This is a genomic window from uncultured Microscilla sp. (assembly GCF_947493425.1).
Lineage (GTDB): Bacteria > Bacteroidota > Bacteroidia > Cytophagales > Microscillaceae > Microscilla.
Genome location: NZ_CANLRP010000402.1, coordinates 1 through 1,040, shown reverse-complemented (window position 1 = coordinate 1,040; position 1,040 = coordinate 1). Strand labels below are relative to the sequence as shown.

Sequence of the window (1,040 nt, the reverse complement as noted above, 5' to 3'; positions counted from 1 at the left end):
GTGGTAATGCCTCCATCGGCGTGTACCCGCACCAAAGCATCGGTGGCATATACCGGGCGGTTGCCCAAGGCTTTCGAAAAGTCTTGAGCCGCCTTTAGGTTACTGCACGAAAGCAGACGGATGGGTTGGGTACCCCCAGGGTCAATAGTGCGAACGATGCTGGCAAGGTCTTGGGTGCTGACATCGATTTTTTGCAGCTGACCCTGGGCATTTTCCAGGTAGGCAAAGTGTTGTTTGCCTTCGGCGTGGATGAACAAATCGAGGGCTTCATCGTGGTTGTTCCATTTTATTTGGCGGAGCTTCTGTATTTCGGCGGGTTTTAGCGAGGCATAAAAACCTGTTTGCTCAAACTGGTAGTTTCCCCGGCCATCTGCCTTACAAACCCCGTACTTCCCCTTCTCATTTTTGGCAATGAACTTACCATCCGGGCTGTTGTCCATTGACTTGGGGTGCAGTATTTTGTTTGGGCTGGTATTAATCCAACGCTTGACCTTGATTTTTCCTCCCTGCAAAGTAGCGATCACCTTGCCCGAAGCCACTATGTCGTAAGCTTGGGTCGTTTTGCGGTAGACAAAGTTGACTTGCCCCGCCAATTGTCGGCGTAACACCCGGAAACTGTTTTGCGCCACGGTGAGCGCCGCTTTGCCTCCTTTAACTGCTCCGTTGAGCCCTTGCCCCAACTTTGCCAGCTTGCCTCCTTTGGCAAACAAGCCCAACTCGCCTGCCCCGGTCGCCATCGACAGAATAAAGATGATGTCTTCGCCCAGGAGGTAAAACGACTTGTGGTTGATTTTGGCCAAAGCATTAAAATGCTTGCCAAACTGCTCGCCAATGAGGTTAAAAAAGCCCTTGTCTTTGAGCGTTTTGAACATGGCATCCATCTGACTGCGTAGTTTAGGATCGGACACATAGCCCGTAAACATCGCCACCAGCCCTGTAATATCGCCCACCGTTTTGAGCGTACCATTCCACAACCCACAACTTAGGGCAAAGTGACGAGTCGCCAGCTCGCCCCCGCTAAAATCCATGGCAATGATTGC

At 51.5% G+C, this 1,040-nt stretch carries 1 protein-coding gene; it reads right to left on the bottom strand.

The features are described 5' to 3' along the window. A partial coding sequence (locus Q0954_RS34025; protein WP_299466562.1) for a hypothetical protein occupies positions 1-1,040 on the bottom strand: 1,040 nt, incomplete at both ends.